Source organism: Clostridium sp. AM33-3 (genome assembly GCF_003480315.1).
In the GTDB taxonomy this organism is placed as follows: Bacteria; Bacillota; Clostridia; order Lachnospirales; family Lachnospiraceae; genus Brotaphodocola.
The window spans coordinates 51,126-66,366 of the sequence record NZ_QUIV01000016.1 but is presented as its reverse complement, the minus strand read 5'-3'; the positions used below and the strand labels follow the sequence as shown (position 1 = coordinate 66,366).

At 49.2% G+C, this 15,241-nt stretch carries 13 protein-coding genes; 4 read left to right on the top strand and 9 right to left on the bottom strand.

The window, feature by feature from the left end:
• Window positions 1-220: 220 nt before the first annotated feature.
• A complete protein-coding gene (locus DW819_RS10565; protein WP_118733252.1) occupies window positions 221-1,546 on the bottom strand; it encodes an IS200/IS605 family element transposase accessory protein TnpB in 1,326 nt (441 codons plus the stop codon).
• A 9-nt stretch (window positions 1,547-1,555) separates the two neighbouring features.
• Window positions 1,556-1,996, bottom strand: coding sequence for an IS200/IS605 family transposase (gene tnpA, locus DW819_RS10560; protein WP_118733251.1), 441 nt, complete (start codon window positions 1,994-1,996; stop codon window positions 1,556-1,558).
• Between the two features lie 381 nt (window positions 1,997-2,377).
• Between tnpA and DW819_RS10555 the strand changes: the two genes are divergently transcribed.
• Window positions 2,378-2,935: a manganese efflux pump MntP family protein gene (locus DW819_RS10555; protein ID WP_118733250.1), complete on the top strand. Its 558-nt coding sequence runs from the start codon at window positions 2,378-2,380 to the stop codon at window positions 2,933-2,935.
• Between the two features lie 154 nt (window positions 2,936-3,089).
• Window positions 3,090-4,496 carry a sodium:alanine symporter family protein gene (locus DW819_RS10550; RefSeq protein ID WP_118733249.1) on the top strand — a complete coding sequence of 469 codons (1,407 nt, stop codon included), beginning with the start codon at window positions 3,090-3,092 and terminating at the stop codon, window positions 4,494-4,496.
• On the opposite strand, the gene DW819_RS10545 is transcribed toward DW819_RS10550, so the two are convergent.
• From DW819_RS10545 to DW819_RS10535, 4 genes are all read right to left on the bottom strand, one after another.
• Window positions 4,488-5,306, bottom strand: coding sequence for a histidinol-phosphatase HisJ family protein (locus DW819_RS10545; protein WP_118733248.1), 819 nt, complete (start codon window positions 5,304-5,306; stop codon window positions 4,488-4,490). The genes DW819_RS10550 and DW819_RS10545 overlap by 9 nt on opposite strands.
• A 17-nt stretch (window positions 5,307-5,323) precedes the next feature.
• Complete coding sequence (locus tag DW819_RS16070; protein WP_279220754.1) at window positions 5,324-5,449, bottom strand: hypothetical protein; 126 nt, start codon at window positions 5,447-5,449, stop codon at window positions 5,324-5,326.
• Between the two features lie 105 nt (window positions 5,450-5,554).
• Window positions 5,555-6,223, bottom strand: coding sequence for a hypothetical protein (locus DW819_RS10540; RefSeq protein ID WP_118733247.1), 669 nt, complete (start codon window positions 6,221-6,223; stop codon window positions 5,555-5,557).
• A gap of 209 nt (window positions 6,224-6,432) precedes the next feature.
• Entirely contained in the window at window positions 6,433-7,590 is a 1,158-nt protein-coding gene (locus DW819_RS10535) for a winged helix-turn-helix domain-containing protein (protein WP_182432627.1), read from the bottom strand.
• Window positions 7,591-7,865: 275 nt separating this feature from the next.
• Between DW819_RS10535 and DW819_RS10530 the strand changes: the two genes are divergently transcribed.
• Window positions 7,866-8,996 carry a DUF362 domain-containing protein gene (locus tag DW819_RS10530; protein WP_118733245.1) on the top strand — a complete coding sequence of 377 codons (1,131 nt, stop codon included), beginning with the start codon at window positions 7,866-7,868 and terminating at the stop codon, window positions 8,994-8,996.
• Window positions 8,997-9,009: 13 nt separating this feature from the next.
• Here the strand turns inward: DW819_RS10530 and rsmH are convergent, their stop codons facing one another.
• From rsmH to tyrS, 3 genes are all read right to left on the bottom strand, one after another.
• On the bottom strand, window positions 9,010-10,092 hold the full coding sequence (rsmH, locus tag DW819_RS10525) for a 16S rRNA (cytosine(1402)-N(4))-methyltransferase RsmH (RefSeq protein ID WP_118733244.1): 1,083 nt from the start codon (window positions 10,090-10,092) through the stop codon (window positions 9,010-9,012).
• A 23-nt stretch (window positions 10,093-10,115) separates the two neighbouring features.
• A complete protein-coding gene (gene recQ, locus DW819_RS10520; RefSeq protein ID WP_118733243.1) occupies window positions 10,116-11,996 on the bottom strand; it encodes a DNA helicase RecQ in 1,881 nt (626 codons plus the stop codon).
• Window positions 11,997-12,145: 149 nt separating this feature from the next.
• Entirely contained in the window at window positions 12,146-13,372 is a 1,227-nt protein-coding gene (tyrS, locus tag DW819_RS10515) for a tyrosine--tRNA ligase (RefSeq protein WP_118733242.1), read from the bottom strand.
• A gap of 602 nt (window positions 13,373-13,974) precedes the next feature.
• On the opposite strand from tyrS, the gene sstT reads away from it, so the two are divergent.
• Window positions 13,975-15,198 carry a serine/threonine transporter SstT gene (sstT, locus tag DW819_RS10510; RefSeq protein WP_118733241.1) on the top strand — a complete coding sequence of 408 codons (1,224 nt, stop codon included), beginning with the start codon at window positions 13,975-13,977 and terminating at the stop codon, window positions 15,196-15,198.
• Window positions 15,199-15,241 lie beyond the last annotated feature (43 nt).

Here is a 15,241-nt window from a genome sequence, read left to right as displayed (position 1 = left end):
AACAGGTGCACTTAGGACTTTCACCTTTAAGAATAACGTTCGCGCCGGGCGAACTGAACCTCACATGACTAAAGTCACGTGCTTCTCAGCCGCTTTAAGCGACAAGACTAAATATCGGCGGATACGCCTGTAACTTAGAACAGCGCAGCTATGCGCAATGTCCATGCCGGATACGGCAGGTTTCCACATTACAGGTAGTCCACTGAATATCTGCCTGCATTCATGCAGATTTAGAGTCTGCCAACACATCGTGCAGCACTCTCAAATCTGCATAAACACATGAGGTTCTACGCTTTATTGAAGGAACTTTTGCCTCCAGTAAAGACCTTTCCGTTTCCGGGAAGGGTTTTAATAATTCTCTGATAAAATATCTTGCTCCAATATTATAGGATGCAGATAAATCACAGTTGTATGTTTTCCCATTTTTGAATACACACAAGCTGTGATTCTTTTTGCTTCGCTCTACCATACCACTTCCATCATAAGCAAGCCTACTGGTATTGTAGGCACAGACCCTCGCCAGTCTCATTCCATGTCTATGAGCCTGATGCTCGCATATATTCTGAATATCCCGTTTTCTCCACATATGAAGCTGCTGACGTTTCTTTCCGGAAATAACCCCTTTTATCTCTAAGTACTCAAAGACCAGTACATCTGCCTGATATTTCCCCGCATATGTTACGATTGCATTTGCGATTTTCCTGGATAATTCCATGTTCAGTCTTTTAGCATAGGTCCATCTTCTCTTTATCTGCCCGGAACCATGTTCTCTTTGAAATCTGCGAATTCTGCCCAAAACATGGTACAGCCGGTCTTTGTCACTGGGGAAATCTATAAATTTTCGTCCCAGAATAGTTCCGTCTGAACGCATGATTGTGCAAACCGCATCCGTATTGCTTCCCAGATCTATGCTACAAATGATTTGCTCATTTACAGCATGCTTCGTCAATATCACATCCTCCGTATAAGAAAATCTCAGAAAATATTTTTGATGCTTCTTCTCCAGAACTGGGGCCATAGCGCAAACTCCTGACCAATGTTTTCTCAGATATTCCATATCTGTATGCAGCAGAGAAACGCGAAACCATTTCCAGTCATAACCATCATATAATTTCAGATATGCAATATCTTCCCCTGACTCGCTCGGTTTGTACATGACATCTCTGTAAAATACCGGCATCGCGTGATTTTCATATACGAGTTTCGGCTTCCCTGATAAATCGCCGTTTTCCCATAATTTCATTCGTGTTTTGTAAGAAGATACACTTCCAAGTGCATGCTGAATTGCTGCACGTCTCAAGTAAGATGGCATTTTAACAAAACGCTGGTCGAAATCAAATCTGGCCACATTTTTCTTTGTATTATGTACAAGATGTTCCGCTTCATTAAACCGCTTTTGGGTGTTCTCAATTTCCGAAAGTCCTTCCCATACTTCATGATACACTTTGGTCAGATAAGAAACTGCCTGACGATAAATCCTCAGTGTTTGGTGAAGGGGAATATTCTGTTTTTTAATTTCTACACCATAACTGGATACCGTCTTCATGAGATTTTCCTACTTTCGCTTTTCTTTGTCCTTCTGCCCTTCAATGTACGACAAAACCTGTTCTTTACTGCGCTCACTCACTGTCACTACACAATAGGAAGGATTCCAAAGGTGTCCACCCCACAACTGCTGTTTTAATTCCGGATGTGAAAGAAATAACTGTCTGGCAATATTTCCTTTCATGATTTTAATCATGTCAGAAATAAAGAACTGTGGGCGACAATCCACAAGCAGATGAATGTGATCCGGCATTACCTCCATAGCCAAAATCTGAAAGTGATACTCTTCCGCCAATCCTTGTAACATTTCTTTGCATTCCACATCGATTCCATTTGCTAAAACTTTTTTACGGTATTTTGTACACCATACCAAATGATACTGTAAAGAATAAACATAACCTCTACCATACGAAAGACTATTTTCCTTAATATTAAATATATTATTATCCATATTTATAGTATACCATATGTATTGCCAAGATACAAATGTATGTTCGATTCTTATTTATATTTTTTGCACGCCTAACTCATCACTAAAGTAACGAGAATGCGGCGTGCATTTTTTCAAGATTGTTAGCATTGACCAACTCCCGCTCTATTGAGTAGAATAAGCAGAAGATAAGGGAGTAGTCGCCAGGCGCCAGCCTGGAGCAGAGTCAACACACTGGTGCATACGCATCTGGTTCTGCTTAATGCATAAAGATATGGCAAATGATGAGACTTGTCTGCAGGCTTTTTCTGCAGACAGGTCTCTTTTTGTATCATTCGGAAATTGCGTTTTATCATGCGGCATTCCACATAAGATGTATGAAAGAAACAGGAGGATTTTCTTATGTCGCTGATCGAATTATTTCTTCTGGCAGTAGGCCTTTCCATGGACGCCTTTGCCGTTTCCGTCTGTAAGGGTCTTTCCATGCAGAAGATGCGCGCGAAGCACGCGCTCATCATCGGCCTGTATTTTGGCGGTTTCCAGGCCCTCATGCCCTGGATCGGCTATATGCTTGGTATCCGTTTCCAGAGTGCCATCAAAGCCTACGATCACTGGATCGCGTTTATCCTGCTTGGCATCATCGGTTTTAATATGGTGAAGGAATCCATGGACAATGAACCCGAGTCCTGTGATGCCTCCATCGATGTCAAAACCATGCTGCTTCTGGCCATAGCCACCAGCATTGACGCACTGGCCGTCGGCGTCACCTTCGCATTTCTGGATGTCCGGATCCTTCAGGCAGTCAGCTTTATCGGCTGCACCACGTTCATACTTTCCGTGATCGGCGTTAAAGTCGGCACCGTATTCGGAGTCCTCTACAAGTCCAAAGCAGAACGGACCGGCGGCATCATCCTGATCCTGATCGGCCTCAAAATTCTGATCGAGCATCTGTTCTTCTAAAGAACCGGTGCTTTATTTTTTCGTTTTATTGTTACCGTTCACACAAGTGTGCCCAGCAGCGTTTTTTCCCTTACCACGCCACGTTTTGCTATACATTTTCCCTCGATTATGGTATCATCTTCTGGTATTTTTACTATGAAAGAAAGGTATCCCTATGTTAAACACCATCGAATCTATCAACAACGTGATCAACAATTTCATCTGGGGAGTTCCTGCTATGATCTGCATCATCGGTGTCGGCCTTTATTTAAGCTTTGGCCTGCACTTTTTGCAGATCTGCAAATTCCCTTACGCAATCCGCGTGACCATCGGACGCATCTTCCGTAAGCGCAATGCCTCGGACGGTGCCATGACACCGTTCCAGGCGGTCTGCACAGCTCTGGCAGCGACTGTCGGAACCGGAAATATTGCCGGTGTAGCAGGCGCTATTGCCATCGGCGGACCGGGTGCTGTCTTCTGGATGTGGGTTTCCGCAGCCCTGGGCATGTGCACCAAATTCTCCGAAGTAACCCTGGCCGTCCATTTCCGGGAGACCAATAAAAACGGTGATCTGGTAGGTGGTCCTATGTACTACATCAAAAACGGTCTTGGCCCGAAATGGCACTGGCTGGCAGTCCTCTTCTCCACCTTTGGAGTGCTGACGGTATTCGGAACCGGAAATGCCACCCAGGTCAATACCATCACCACCGCCATCAACTCTGCCCTGGAAAACTACAGCCTGATCTCAGACCAGTCAAAACCTGTTGTCTGCCTCGTGACCGGCATTGTGCTGGCTGCTCTGGTAGCCCTAGTGCTCTTAGGTGGCGTAAAAAGAATCGGAAACGTAGCAGAAAAGCTGGTTCCCTTCATGGCACTGTTTTACATCCTGCTGGCCCTTGGCGTAATCCTGCTTCACGCAAACCGCATTCCACTGGTATTTTCCATGATCTTTGAGGGTGCCTTCCATCCGCAGGCAGTAACCGGCGGCGTCATCGGAAGCTTCTTCACCAGCATGAAACGCGGCGTATCCCGAGGTATCTTCTCCAATGAGGCCGGCCTCGGTACCGGTTCCATTGCCCATGCATGTGCCGATACCAAGAAGCCGGTGAAGCAGGGGTTCTTCGGCATCTTTGAGGTATTTACCGATACCATTGTCATCTGCACATTAACCGCGCTGGTCATCCTGTGCAGCGGTGTTACTGTCAACTATGGACAGGCAGCCGGCGCAGAGCTGACCATCTCCGGCTTTACCTCCACCTACGGAAACTGGGTATCCATCTTCACCGCCATATCCATGTGCTGCTTTGCCTTCTCCACCATCATCGGATGGGGACTGTACGGCGCACGCTGTATTGAATTTATCTTCGATGAAAAGATCATCAAGCCCTTCATGGTCGCCTACTCTCTGATAGCCATCCTGGGTGCCACGGTAGATCTGGGCCTGTTATGGAGCATTGCAGATACCTTCAACGGTCTCATGGCCATTCCAAACCTGATTGGTGTATTCTTGCTGTCCAAAACGGTATTTAAGCTGACCAGGGAATATTTTGAAACGGAAGGAAAGGACCCGTTTTTATCCTAACGAAATTTCCCGGAAACCGTCTTTGCTCCATACTGTTACCTTCCGAAAGCCGCACTCATACGCAATTTTTCCTGCCTGATCGAAAGCGTAGGCAATGGTGTCCGCGCTGTGACTGTCGGAATTGATCATGATGCGGCCGCCCATGGCATGGAGTTCTCTTAAGAGAATCGGATTCGGATATGGCGCAGTACGGTAGCCGCGGGACATGGCGCCGGTATTGATCTCAAAGGGAAGTCCCTGGCTGTGCAGCTTCTTCATGGCATTCAGTGCCGGTTCCAGATAGCCATCCTTTGTCTCATCAAAATATCGATAGGCTTCATTGAACTTGGTGAGCAGGTCAAAATGCCCCACCCAGTCGCAGTGAAGCTTATCGTAGACCGTGGCCTCCAGTTCGAAATAATCCCGTGCCATGGCATACCAGTCGCCGTTCCAGAGTGTTTCCACAGCCTGCACCAGCTTTTCCTCCGTGTCATCCACCGTAACCAGATGCCCGTCTTTTAATATGCTGTGGGTAGAGCCGATGGCATACTCTGCCTGTTGCACCGGCCCCAGCGTATCCAGTTCAATTCCGATGTAAATATTCATCTTCCCGGCATACTCTTCCCTGAGTATCTCCAGTTCCTGCTTGTAGGCTGACAAGATCGCATCCGACATGCCAAATCCCGGCTCCCACATGGAATAATCCGCATGGCCGGAAATACCGAAATCTGTCAGTCCCATGCTGTATGCCGCCTCCACCATCTGGCGTGGCGTGCTTTTGCCGTCACAATAGGTTGTGTGTGTGTGAAAATCCGCACAAAGTTTTCTCATTTTCTTAATTCCCTTTTTTATCCTGCATAAGGCAGCATTCCAAAACATTCATACTCGCTGACACCGTTGATCTTCCACTCCCATGCATCCGCATCCTTGACAACCGGAATACGGCAGCTGCGTCCATCATCCATCCCTCCCATATCATTTTCATTGCAGTGATGCAGAAAAATGCCCTGCCGCAATCTCTTTCATGCGGACAGGACATTCCCTGCTTATTTTGTCAGCCAGACTGTGCTGCTGAATTTTTATTTTGCAAACAATACCAGCTTCTGCGCATGGTTCTGGTCATCACTCCATACCAGCAGATTGCTGCCCTGCTCCACATCCTCCAGAGAAACGATCTGTCTGGTCAGATACGGCATGATGCGGCAGTCTGCGGAAACTGCATACTCCTTACCCGCCGCAGACATGAGAGTCCAGCTTCCGTCTGCGTTGGCTGTCATAGACACTGCGGTGATATACTCCGGTGCCTTTTGGTCTGCCGGAATCTTACCAATGACAACCTCACCGGTTGTCTGCGGCGGCAGGCTCATGGTCATGGCCGGTCCGATATAGGCATATACCGTCTCGCCTGCCTGAAGCTCCTCTGCCTCCAGCGGATAGCCGTTCTCGCCGTCCAGAATCAGAGTATCACCGGAAATATTCACGATCACCTCGCCCTCATAGATATTGCCGGACGGACAATCCATGTCAATACTGCCGTTATCTGCACTGATGATGCTTCCCCAGATCGGTGCCTGCTCCTGTTCTGCGTCCGGACTTTGTACCCCCGGTCCGGCTGCCTCAATCTGGCTCATGCCGTTTCCCGCTATAATGGTCGGGGACTGTGCTGCCATGGCGGTGAGGACACCGGCTGCTGTCATCAGTGCTGCCATGCCGACAGCGGTAATGGTCTTATTTGTTTTTCTGCTCATAATTTCTATCTCCTTATCCGTAATCATGGTTCGGTGCCGGAAGATACCCCAGGGTACCTTTTTCCTGCCTCCGTATCGTATTGGTTACAGTTTTCAGCTGTTTCCTTAACACACCCACAGTATAACAGAGAGATCTCTTAATTACCATTGATTATTATGAACGTTTCTCTTAAGGATTTATTACCGCATGACAATATCCATGAGCCACATTACAGCTCATCCGAACAGATATCGCGCAGTTCACAGCGCAATGTGATCTGCGGATTCCGGCTGATCGCACGATAGCATTCCAGAATACGCTCCCTGGCTTCTTCACCGCCCTGCTGCCCGGTGCTTGCCAGGAGTACCAAAAACTGGTTGCTGCCATAGCGTGTGTACAGATCAGAGCAGCGGATTGTTTTCTGGATCGCACTTTCCAGGCTGGAACGGGCACCTTCCAGCATCCCTGAAGATTCCAGCTCCGCTCCCTGCGGGCCGACCAGAGTCAGTAAAAGCAGCTGGGACGAAATTCCCTCCCGGGCAAAAACCCGCATCATAAACTGGTAAATGTCAACAAATTCCAGATACTCGCATGAAGTTGCTCCCGGCTTAAGCAGCACCGGCATCAGTTCTTTCTGGATCTGCTCCATTTCCACCACTTCATACTGCATCATATTTTTTGCCTTCAGATACTGCTCCTTTAAGTCCTGTGACAGAAACGGAGTGCAAGTCTGCCGCGCCTCCGTCTCCAGAGCTTCATAATACTCCACGGCTTCCCGGTAACGTTTCATATCATTGAGTGACTCCAGCTTCATACACTGCCATTCTTCAGACGGATAGCGTTTTAATACCAGTTCGCAGTCCTCTAACAGCTCAGCATAACGTTTCTGGCTTTTTAACTGACTCGTCAGTTCCCTCAGTGCCCTCATGTATAATTCCCGGAAACGCCAGCTGGTTTTTCCGACCCACTCATCCGAAACCATATCCGGCATAAAATCTCCACTGCAGGTTTTGCAGGCAGCCGTCAGAAGCTCCACTCTGTGCACCGGATCAATTTCTTCAAAACCAGCCTTGACCAGTTTTTGAAATGTCTCCACATCCAGCTCTGTCTCCAGTGGCTGGTTATTCCATGTATAACGTCCGCCCTTGGTAGAAATGTATTCTCCTTCCGGAAGCCCGGATTCCTGGATGCTTCGGCGCAGCCGGAAGATCATGGCGCGCAGGGAATTGCTGGACTGACTATCATTTTCGTCTGCTCCGTACAGACGCCAGATCAGTTCACTTCTGGTAACCCCCTCTCCTCTCCTGCAGATCAGCAACAGCAGCAGATGGATCATCTTGGCACTCAGCCATTTTCCCAGCTGGATCTGCTGTCCCTGATATGTCATACGAAAGCTTCCGAACATCTGAACATAAATTTTATCTGACTCTATTTCATTCTGTCTTTCCACGCAAGTCACCTGTCCTTTTCTCTTATACTTTGTTCAGTATCATCATTTACACAAATTGTCTTTATAATAGTACACGTTCTAAAAGGAAAAAGCAATGCAAATGTAAAATAATTATCAAGCGATCCTAGGGGATTGTTGAAAAATTTTTTCGATTATAATAAAATATATTTTAGGATTTACATAACAGAACTGACAGGAGGAATTTATCTGACATGGAACGATCAAAAGTATACTTTACCGACTTTCACACGATTGCATTTGGTGACGGTCTTCCCACAAAGCTGAAAAAACTCATTAAAAAAGCCGGCATATCCGAGCTGGATATGGACGGCAAATTTGTAGCGATCAAAATGCATTTTGGTGAACTTGGAAATATCAGCTATCTCCGGCCGAACTATGCCAAGGCCGTTGCAGATGTGGTAAAAGAATTTGGCGGCAAGCCATTCCTCACAGACTGCAACACCATGTATCCGGGCAGCCGGAAAAACGCGCTGGAGCACCTGGAATGTGCCTGGGAGAACGGATTTACTCCGCTTTCTGTTGGCTGCCCTGTCATTATCGGTGATGGATTAAAGGGCACCGATGATATCGAAGTTCCGGTAAAAGGCGGTGAATATGTAAAAGCAGCCAAGATCGGACGTGCTGTCATGGATGCAGATATTTTCATCAGCCTGACCCATTTCAAGGGCCATGAGATGACCGGCTTCGGTGGCACCATCAAAAACATTGGCATGGGCTGCGGTTCCCGTGCCGGAAAAACCGAGCAGCATTGCAGCGGAAAACCACATATCAAGGAACGTAAGTGCCGCGGCTGCAGACGCTGCCAGAAGGAATGTGCCAACGGCGGTCTGATTTTCGACGAAGCAGCCGGAAAAATGCACGTAAACCAGGAGAACTGCGTCGGCTGCGGACGCTGCCTTGGAGCCTGCAACTTTGATGCCATCCGTTTCGATAATAATAACGCAAACGAACTGTTAAACTGCCGCATGGCAGAATATGCCAAAGCTGTCGTAGATGGCAGACCGAACTTCCATATTTCCCTGATTGTGGATGTTTCTCCAAACTGTGACTGCCATGGCGAAAACGATGTCCCGATCCTGCCAAATATCGGCATGTTCGCGTCCTTCGACCCGCTTGCCCTTGACCAGGCCTGCGTAGATGCCTGCATGGCCGCACAGCCAATGCCGGGAAGCCAGCTGGCAAAGCATCTGGCAGATCCTGACTTTCATGATCACCATGACCATTTCACAAACTCTACCCCGGAATCTGAATGGCGTTCCTGCCTGGAGCATGCAGAGAAGATCGGACTCGGCAGCCGTGACTATGAACTGATCCAGATGTAATTTCTGCTATTTCTTATTCTGCCCGCACAGCCCAGCGCAGCTTTGTAGATCTTGCGCGGCTGTTGCGGACACATTCTTCTGCAGACGGGCGGATGACATCGTCTGAAATCTCAGAGTAAAGTCCGGCTTTCCGGTACTGTTTAAAGGATTTCTTTACCATGCGGTCTTCGCCGGAATGGAAAGTAAGAACAGCCACCCGGCCGCCCGGCGCCAGAACATGAGGAAGCTTGTCAAGGAAGGCATATAACACCTCAAACTCACTGTTTACGTCAATGCGCAGCGCCTGAAAGGTTCTTGCGCAGGCTTTCTTTACCGCTTCTTTGCGCTCTTTTTCCGGGATAAAGCTGAGAGCCTCTTCAATGAGTTCCCTCACCTTTGTGGTAGTGTCCACCTTCTCACCGCGGCGGACCGCACCGGTGATGCAGCGGGCAATCTCCTCCGCATATGGCTCATCGGAGTTTTCCACCAGCATCCCGGCCAGTTCTTCCCGATCTACTTCTTTTAACCGTTCTGCGGCAGAAATGCCGGCCTGCGGATTTAAACGCAGATCCAGCGGGCCGTCAAATTTGTAGGAAAAACCGCGTTCCGGATTATCGATCTGCATAGAGGATACGCCAAGGTCCGCCAGAATAAAATCGAACGGACCAGCCTCCTCCGCGATCTGGTCGATATCTGCAAAATTCATCTGGCGCACAGTCATAATGTCCTCGCCAAATCCCAGATCTTCCAGTCGTTTCTTTGTCTTTACAGACTCGATCGGATCTACATCCAGGCCGTAGATATGGCCCTCGCCCTGCAGCTGCTCTAACATTGCACGCGTATGGCCGCCATAACCCAGAGTTGCATCCAGGCCTTTTTGTCCCGGCCGGATCTGTAGAAAATCCAGAATTTCCTTTACCATAATCGAGATATGCATCCCGGCCGGTGTGCCGCCTTTCTGAATGACATGCTCAATGGTATCTGCATATTTTTCCGGGTTCAGCTCTTTGTATTTTTCTTCGAATCTTCTCGGATGAGTTCCTTTGTAGCGGACGCGGCGCTTATGTGGCGTCTGCTGCTCCGGATTCTGATTTATGTTCTGATTCTTTTCTTCCATATATATTGATCACTCCTTTCTGCTCACACATGCTCCGCAATCCGCTGCAGAAACCGTGCGCCATACTTCTCAAATTTATGCTCTCCCACGCCGGATACCTCCAGCATTTCTGCCTTCTTCTCCGGACGCAGGCGGCACATAAGCACCAGGGTCTTATCAGAAAATACAATGTAAGGCGGCACACTCTCTTCCCTTGCGATCTCGGTTCGTAGGCCGCGCAGCGCCTCGAAAAGGAGTTCTTCCTCCTCCGTGAGAACCACGGAAGCCGCTGTTTTGAGTTTCTTCTTTTTACCCTTTGTATCGGCAGATTCCTTCGGTGCCTTGTCCTGCTCCTTTGCCATTTTCATAAGAAGCGGGCCATGTTCTGCCTGCTGTTCCGGATCCAGAAGCTGCGCGGATTTTTTCGTCAGCTGCAGGATGGCGTAAGTGTCATCGGTTACACTTAAGTAATCGTGCATCAGCAGATAGTTTAATACCTGGCGCATGCGGTAAGCAGGAACCTTGGCGAACTGGCCATACTGCGGCACCTCATCCATGCGGTACTGACGGATTTTCGCCGTCTTTGCGCCGCGCAGGGTATCCAGAACCACATTCACGCCATAGCGCTGCCGGCAGGCAGCCACGCAGCCGATGAGTCCGATGGCATACTCGGTCACATCCACCTCTTCAAACTGCGTCAGGCAGTTCTGGCAGTTGCCGCAGTAACAGGAGGAACCGTACTCGCCAAAATACTTCAGGATGTACTCCCGCAGACATTCGTTGGTATAACAGTAATAGGTCATCTTCCGCAGACGGTCGCGGTCCCGCTCTTTTACGATCTGAGCTGTGTAAGGATCCAGCTCCTGGTTTTCCTGGCTGTTCTCGATGAAAAACTGGTTGGTGATGACATCCTGGCCACTGTAATAGAGAATGCACTCTGCCGGTTCCCCGTCACGCCCGGCTCTTCCAGCCTCCTGATAGTAGGATTCCACGTTCTTCGGCATGCCGCAGTGCAGAACAAACCGCACGTTGGATTTGTCAATGCCCATGCCAAACGCGTTGCTGGCTACCATGATGGGCGAACGGTCATAGAGGAAATCATCCTGGTTCTGCCGCCGCTCTGCGTCGCTGAGTCCCGCATGATACCGGGTAGCCGCAAAGCCATCCGCGCGCAGGCGCTCGCAGATTTCTTCCACGTTTTTGCGGGTCAGGCAGTAAATGATGCCGCTCTCCCCCGGATGTGTTTCCAGGTAATGATGAATGGCGCCGTAACGGTCCTTGGGCGTCATAACCCCAAAGTATAAGTTTTTCCGGTCAAAGCCGGTGGTCTCCACCGCCGGTTCCCGAAGCTGCAAAATGTCGATGATATCGTCCCGCACCTCTTTTGTGGCGGTGGCGGTGAACGCGCTGACCACCGGGCGCGTCGGCAGACGGTCGATAAATTCTGTGATTTTTAAGTAGCTGGGGCGGAAATCCTGTCCCCACTGGGAGACGCAGTGAGACTCATCCACCGCCACCATGGAGATATTGGCGTTCAGGGCGAAGGACAGGAAGCTGTCCGTTAAAAGCCGCTCCGGTGCCACATAAATGATAGGATAACGCCCCGCTCTCGCGAAATCCAGTGCCTTAAAATACTGGTTCTGGGTCAGGGAGCTATTTAAATAGGCCGCATGGACACCTGCCTGATTTAAGCCCTCCACCTGGTCCTTCATCAGGGAAATCAGGGGCGAAATCACCAGGGTGATGCCCGGAAATAACAGCGCCGGAACCTGATAGACGATGGATTTTCCCGCGCCGGTCGGCATAATGCCAAGCACATCCTTTCCCGCAAGGATGGCGTTGATCAGGTGCTCCTGGCCCGGCCGGAAGCTATCGTAGCCGAATACCTGCTTTAACACCTGATATTTATCTGTAAATGTTGTCATAAAATCCTCATATATAAAATTTGCAAATGGTTGCAAAAATCCCCTGTGGCAGTTTCGTGCGAATGGTTCGCATCCTCCTGCCGCAGAGGATCTTTTGTCTGTTTCTGCTTTTGCGATGTCAGGCCAATATTCCGGCCTGTTTTCCTTTTTTATTCAGCAGTTACCTTCATAAATTTCTTCTTGCCGCGTTTTACGACCATGCCTTCGCCGGCAAAATCTTCTCTGGTGTAGGATGCCTTGATATCCTTCACCTGCTCACCGTTTACCGATACACCGCCCTGCTCTACGTTTCTTCTTGCCTCAGAACGGGTCGGAGCCAGGCCGGATTTCTGCAGGACTGCCAGAATATCGATGCTGCCGTCGGTAAAGTCCTCAGCGGTTAAGTTGTAGCTCGGCATATTTTCCAGGCTGCCCTGACCGCTGAACAGTGCGCGTGCTGCGGTCTGCGCCTTCTCTGCCTCTTCCTCTCCATGAACCAGCTTGGTCAGCTCGTATGCCAGGATTTCTTTTGCGGTATTTAACTGGCTGCCTTCCCATTTGTCCATCTCATCAATCTGCTCAAGCGGCAGGAAGGTCAGCATGCGCAGGCACTTTAATACATCGGCGTCTGCCACATTTCTCCAGTACTGGTAGAATTCAAACGGGGTGGTCTTATTCGGGTCTAACCATACAGCTCCGGACTGGGTCTTGCCCATCTTCTTGCCTTCAGAATTTAACAGCAGGGTGATGGTCATCGCATGCGCATCCTTACCTAATTTACGGCGGATCAGCTCAGTACCTCCTAACATGTTGCTCCACTGGTCATCGCCGCCGAACTGCATGTTGCAGCCATATTTCTGGTATAACATATAGAAATCATAGCTCTGCATGATCATGTAGTTGAACTCTAAGAAGCTTAAGCCTTTCTCCATGCGCTGCTTATAGCACTCTGCGCGCAGCATATTGTTGACGGAGAAGCATGCGCCAACCTCACGCAGCAGCTCCACATAATTTAACTTCAACAGCCATTCTGCATTGTTTACCATGAGTGCCTTTCCATCAGAGAAATCAATGAAGCGGCTCATCTGCTCTTTGAAGCAGTCGCAGTTATGCTGGATCATCTCCGGGGTCATCATCTTTCTCATGTCGGTACGTCCGGACGGATCGCCGATCATACCGGTACCACCACCGATGAGGGCGATCGGCTTGTTGCCTGCCATCTGCAGACGTTTCATCAGGCAAAGTGCCATGAAGTGACCAACGTGCAGGCTGTCTGCAGTCGGGTCAAAGCCGATATAAAAGGTTGCTTTGCCTTCATTTACCATTTTTTTGATTTCTTCTTCATTTGTAACCTGGGCGATAAGACCGCGGGCTACCAGCTCTTCGTAACAGTTCATAGCGGATTCTCCTTTTTTCATTACTTTTTATTGTTTCACAGGATGCAATTTCCTATTTCCTATGAAATAAAAAACTCGTCCTCCCGGCCGGAGCCAGAAAGGACGAGGGACGTCTCGTGTTACCACCTTACTTCACAGACAGCTCACACTGCCTGCCTCAGTGAACAAACTGCCTGCTGTGCCGGATTTCCCTGAAAGAATGCCGACTGCCGCATCTTTGTTCCAGCCTGATAACGGATGCTGTGCTCCGGCGCAGCCTACTGAAAACCACAAAGGTTTTGTTCGATGCGCGGCTCCGGGATGTATTCGCAGTGCGTCTCCCGCGCGCCTCTCATCTGCCGGCTGCTTTCTGTGCGGTACCTCAGACTGTTACTTGTTCCCTTCTATGCCTGGGATATATGTGTAATTGCATACATACTTATACCGCATTATAAAGGGGATGTGTAAAAATGTCAAGTGCCTGATGTAAGGATACGCATCCTGTGGAAATACACTCTCTCCAAAATGTCCGTGTATAAAAAACATTTGTATTACTTACACACATTGTGTATAATAACCTTTGGACTTTTATCCACTATCCAATGAAAGAAAGAGGAAAGATTATGAAAAAGCTATTTGAAACCTGGTGCGGCATCAGTCTTGTCAAACGGATCGTTGCCGGCCTGATCATTGGTGCTGTCCTGGGTCTTGCGCTTCCGCAGTTCTCCGCCATCGCCATTCTCGGCAGTGTCTTTGTAGGTGCCTTAAAAGCGGTCGCGCCGCTTCTGGTATTCTTCCTGGTCATCAGTTCCCTGTGCCACTCCGGTAAGAGCCACGGCGGCGTTATCCGCACCGTGATCATTCTGTATATGTTCAGCACCTTCCTTGCCGCAGTGATCGCCGTGATCGCCAGCATGATGTTCCCGATCACCCTGACGCTGGCCGAGGGCGCATCCGACCTGGCTGCCCCGGAAGGTATTGTGGAGGTATTAAGTTCTCTGCTCCTGAATATGGTAAGCAATCCGGTTCAGTCCATTGCAAGCGCCAACTATATCGGTGTCCTGGTTTGGGCTGTACTCTTTGGCATTGGCCTGCGCGGTGCCAGCGAAAACACCAAGAACCTGTTTGGTGAGATTTCAAACGGACTTGCAAGAGTAGTTACCTGGATCATCAGCTTTGCTCCGTTCGGTATCCTGGGCCTGGTCTTCAACACCGTTTCCGAAAACGGACTTGCCATCTTTACCGAATACGGAAAGCTGCTGGCTGTTCTGGTCGGCTCCATGCTGTTCATTTATTTTGTCACAAACCCGATCCTGGTATTCTGGTGCATCCGCAGGAATCCGTATCCGCTGATCTTTAAATGCTTAAAGAAAAGTGCCATCACCGCCTTCTTCACCAGAAGCTCCGCAGCAAACATCCCGATCAACATGGAGACCTGCGAGGAAATGGGACTGGATAAGGATACCTACTCCGTAACCATCCCGTTAGGTGCGACCATCAATATGGATGGTGCCGCGATCACCATTACCGTTATGACTCTGGCAACTGCGCATACCCTCGGTATTTCCGTGGATATCCCAAGTGCCATCATCTTAAGTGTTCTGGCTGCCCTGTCTGCCTGCGGCGCATCCGGTGTAGCCGGCGGCTCCCTGCTGCTGATCCCGATGGCCTGCTCCTTATTCGGAATTCCGAATGACATCGCCATGCAGGTTGTTGGTGTCGGATTCATCATCGGAGTGATCCAGGATTCCGTAGAAACCGCACTGAACTCTTCATCCGATCTTCTGCTGTCCGCATCTGCGGAGTTCAGACAGTGGAGACTGGAAGGAAAAGAAATTCTGTTCTAAAAAATCCATTGCCGTATCAAAAAGGAGGAAGCCTGCGCCTGCA

What these genes read in the sequence shown, in the direction of transcription:
- DW819_RS10565 (WP_118733252.1), bottom strand. Translation starts at nt 1,546, where the DNA reads ATGAAGACGGTATCCAGTTATGGTGTAGAAATTAAAAAACAGAATATT.
- tnpA (WP_118733251.1), bottom strand. Translation starts at nt 1,996, where the DNA reads ATGGATAATAATATATTTAATATTAAGGAAAATAGTCTTTCGTATGGT.
- DW819_RS10555 (WP_118733250.1), top strand. Translation starts at nt 2,378, where the DNA reads ATGTCGCTGATCGAATTATTTCTTCTGGCAGTAGGCCTTTCCATGGAC.
- DW819_RS10550 (WP_118733249.1), top strand. Translation starts at nt 3,090, where the DNA reads ATGTTAAACACCATCGAATCTATCAACAACGTGATCAACAATTTCATC.
- DW819_RS10545 (WP_118733248.1), bottom strand. Translation starts at nt 5,306, where the DNA reads ATGAGAAAACTTTGTGCGGATTTTCACACACACACAACCTATTGTGAC.
- DW819_RS16070 (WP_279220754.1), bottom strand. Translation starts at nt 5,449, where the DNA reads ATGGGAGGGATGGATGATGGACGCAGCTGCCGTATTCCGGTTGTCAAG.
- DW819_RS10540 (WP_118733247.1), bottom strand. Translation starts at nt 6,223, where the DNA reads ATGAGCAGAAAAACAAATAAGACCATTACCGCTGTCGGCATGGCAGCA.
- DW819_RS10535 (WP_182432627.1), bottom strand. Translation starts at nt 7,590, where the DNA reads ATGACATATCAGGGACAGCAGATCCAGCTGGGAAAATGGCTGAGTGCC.
- DW819_RS10530 (WP_118733245.1), top strand. Translation starts at nt 7,866, where the DNA reads ATGGAACGATCAAAAGTATACTTTACCGACTTTCACACGATTGCATTT.
- rsmH (WP_118733244.1), bottom strand. Translation starts at nt 10,092, where the DNA reads ATGGAAGAAAAGAATCAGAACATAAATCAGAATCCGGAGCAGCAGACG.
- recQ (WP_118733243.1), bottom strand. Translation starts at nt 11,996, where the DNA reads ATGACAACATTTACAGATAAATATCAGGTGTTAAAGCAGGTATTCGGC.
- tyrS (WP_118733242.1), bottom strand. Translation starts at nt 13,372, where the DNA reads ATGAACTGTTACGAAGAGCTGGTAGCCCGCGGTCTTATCGCCCAGGTT.
- sstT (WP_118733241.1), top strand. Translation starts at nt 13,975, where the DNA reads ATGAAAAAGCTATTTGAAACCTGGTGCGGCATCAGTCTTGTCAAACGG.